The following is a 3,067-nucleotide window of genomic DNA, read 5'->3' on the forward strand; positions in this document are numbered from 1 at the left end:
AGGTGTGGCCTGCGCTCGCCCTGATCGGCACGCCCCGGGGCCGTACCACCCGCGAGGCCTGGACCGCCGCCGCCGTCACCGCCCTCCTCCTCCTGGTCGCGGTGGGCGCGGTCCTCCACCAACCGCTTCTGATCCCGCCCCTCGCCGCCAGCATGGCCCTGGTGGCCGGAGGCCCCGACCTCCCGCTCTCCCAACCGCGCTCGGTCGTCGGCGGCCAACTGCTCTCCGCCCTCACCGGCTTCGCGGTCCTCGCCCTGGCCGGACCGGGCCCGTGGGGGGCCGCGGTGGCGGGCGGCCTCGCCCTCGGCGTGATGATGCTCGCCCGCACCCCGCACTCGCCCGCCGCGGCCACGGCCGTCATCGTCGCCCTCCAGTCCCCGCCGGTCTGGTCGTTTCTCGGCCTTCTCGCCCTCGCCTCCCTCCTCCTGGTCGCCGCCGGTCTCGGGGCGGCGCGTGTCACGGGGCGGACGTACCCCGCGTACTGGCTCTAACCTCAGTCCATGAAGCAGCAGTTGAGGGTGGCGGCCTACGCCGTGTGTGTCCGTGACGACGAGATGCTTCTCGCCCGCTGGGTCGCGAAGGACGGTGCCAAGCGCTGGACCCTGCCGGGCGGCGGCATGGACCACGGCGAGGACCCCGTCCATACCGTCGTCCGCGAGGTCGAGGAGGAGACCGGGTACCTCACCGAACCCACCGCCCTCCTCGGCGTCGACTCCATCCGCCGTGCCTGGCACCACAAGATCGGAGGGCACGGCGACTGGCACGGCCTGAGGATCATCTACGAGGCCCAGGTCACCGGCGGTGTCCTGCGCAACGAGACCGGCGGGTCCACGGACCTGGCCGCCTGGCATCCGCTCGACGCCGTCCCCTCCCTCGCCCGGGTCGAGCTCGTCGACATCGGCCTCGACCTGTGGCGCGAACGGCCCCCGGTCGGCCGCTCCCGCCTCACCGGCCGCGCGAACCTCTAGAAGCGGCTGAAAAGGGCTCAACCGTCAAGATCGCTCTCAACCCGTCCCCCGGAGTCCGCAGTCACCTCCCCCGACCGCACCACAACGATCAGGGGAGCCCGCATGTCAGCCGCCCGCACCGCACGCACCGTCGTCGCCGCCACCCTCGTGGCGGGTGTCGCCGCCACCGCCCTCGCCGCACCCGCCCTCGCCGCACCGGTGCACCACCGGGACCACGCCGCCACCCAGCAGGCCCTGGACGCGGCCGTCGCCGACGGCGTGCCCGGCGCCGTCGCCCAGGCCCGCGACGGGCGCGACCGCTGGACCGGCACCGCCGGCGAGCGCAACGGCAACGACCGCTACCGCGTCGGCTCCATCACCAAGACCTTCACCGCCACCGTCCTCCTCCAGCTCCAGGCGGAGGGCCGCATCGACCTCGACGACCCGGTCGAGAAGTGGCTGCCCGGCGTCGTCCGGGGCAACGGCCACGACGGCAGCAGGATCACCGTCCGCCAGCTGCTCAACCACACCAGCGGCATCTACAGCTACACCTCGGACCCCGCCTTCCAGACCAAGGTCTTCGGCCCCGGCTTCCTGGAGCACCGCTACGACACCTGGACCCCGCAGCAGCTGGTCGACGTCGCCATGGCCCACAAGCCCGACTTCGAGCCCGGCGCCTCCTGGAACTACTCCAACACCAACTTCGTCCTCGCCGGCATGGTCATCGAGAAGGTCACGGGCCGCCCGTACGGCAAGGCCGTCGAGAACCGGATCATCAAGCCGCTCAAGCTCCGCGCCACCACCGTCCCCGGGACCCGCTCGGCCATGCCGGAGCCCAGCAGCCCGGCGTACTCCAAGCTCTCCCGGGACGTGAACGACCCCGTCCACGAGGTCTCCGACCTCAACCCGAGCATCGCGGGCGCGGCGGGCGAGATCATCTCCGACTCCCGCGACCTGCAGACCTTCTACTCGGCCCTGCTCAAGGGCCGGCTCCTCACGAAGGACGGTCTGAAGGAGATGACCACCACGGTCCCGATCGCCCCGAACGCCGGCTACGGCCTCGGGCTCATGGAGCAGAGGCTCAGCTGCGGAGTGGAGGTCTGGGGCCACGGCGGCGGCATCCACGGCTCCACCTCGCTGGCCCACGTGACCCGCGACGGCGGGCACTCCCTCGCCGGCAACTTCAACGCCGACTGGACGGGCGACACCGAGAAGGTCATCGAGGCCGAGTTCTGCGGCACGGCCGCGAGCAAGGGCTAGTCACCGCGGCAGGACGACGACGTACGCGGCGGGCTGCCGGTCCGGCGCGGCCATCAGGGCCGTACGGACCACGGTGGCCTGCTGGTCCATCGCCTCGCGCAGCTTGCGCGGGGTGAGGTGGACGACCGTGATGCCGAGCCGCTCCAGGTGCTCCCGCTTGCGGGTGTACTCGCTCCACAGCTCGTCGTCGTCCTGCCGGGGCGCCCGGGTGTCCAGCTCCACGGCGACCGCCTGGTCCGGCCAGTAGGCGTCCACCCCGCCCAGGTGCGGGCCGCCCGGCAGCCGCAGGTCCACGTTCCACAGCGGGTCCGGCAGCGCGAACTCCCGCACCATCTCGTAGAGCCGCTGCTCGGAGAGCGAGCGGCCCTCGGCGAGCAGGGCGTCCACCGCGTCCACCACGTGCGGCCGGGAGAGCAGCCGGGCCCTGCTCAACTCCCGTACCACCACGCCCGGTTCGCAGTGCCCGCCGCGTACGGCCTCGGTGAGCAGCCGGCGTACCGTCTCCGCGTCCGAGAGGCCCGACACCGCGTCGGCGACGGCGCGGGCGACCGGGGCGACGGGGACGCCGGTGAGCTCCACCGGCTCCGGCGACTCGGGGGCGCGCACGACCCGCACCCAGCCGGTCGAGCGCAGCCGCCGGGTGCGCGGCACGAGCACGTCGATGCGCTCCAGGGCGGTGAGCGGGGGAGCGGAGGAGAAGCGGTGCAGGGTCAGGGCGGCGAGGCCGGTGATCATCGCCTCGGGGCCCTGCGAGGGCACGGCCCCGGTCCTGCGGGCGTAGAGCAGTGCCGCGTGCAGCCGGTCCTCGCTGGTGGGGGTCCCGGCCGTGAGCAGGAAGACGCCGGGCAGCAGCTGCTGCC

General features: G+C 73.4%; 4 protein-coding genes. 3 read left to right on the plus strand and 1 reads right to left on the minus strand.

Annotated features, from left to right (window positions below):
* Window positions 1–2: 2 nt before the first annotated feature.
* From CCN56_RS13650 to CCN56_RS13660, 3 genes are all read left to right on the plus strand, one after another.
* Window positions 3–491: an HPP family protein gene (locus CCN56_RS13650; RefSeq protein ID WP_086826806.1), complete on the plus strand. Its 489-nt coding sequence runs from the start codon at window positions 3–5 to the stop codon at window positions 489–491.
* Between the two features lie 9 nt (window positions 492–500).
* A complete protein-coding gene (locus CCN56_RS13655) occupies window positions 501–968 on the plus strand; it encodes an NUDIX hydrolase (RefSeq protein ID WP_086826807.1) in 468 nt (155 codons plus the stop codon).
* Between the two features lie 102 nt (window positions 969–1,070).
* Window positions 1,071–2,207, plus strand: a complete 1,137-nt coding sequence (locus tag CCN56_RS13660; RefSeq protein ID WP_086826809.1) for a serine hydrolase — start codon at window positions 1,071–1,073, stop codon at window positions 2,205–2,207.
* Here the strand turns inward: CCN56_RS13660 and CCN56_RS13665 are convergent.
* Window positions 2,208–3,067, minus strand: an 860-nt coding sequence (locus tag CCN56_RS13665) for a hypothetical protein (RefSeq protein WP_256961958.1), incomplete at its 5' end; no start/stop codon positions are given.

It is taken from the genome of Streptomyces sp. NRRL B-24572, from assembly GCF_002156145.1.
Taxonomy (GTDB): Bacteria; Actinomycetota; Actinomycetes; order Streptomycetales; family Streptomycetaceae; genus Streptomyces; species Streptomyces vietnamensis.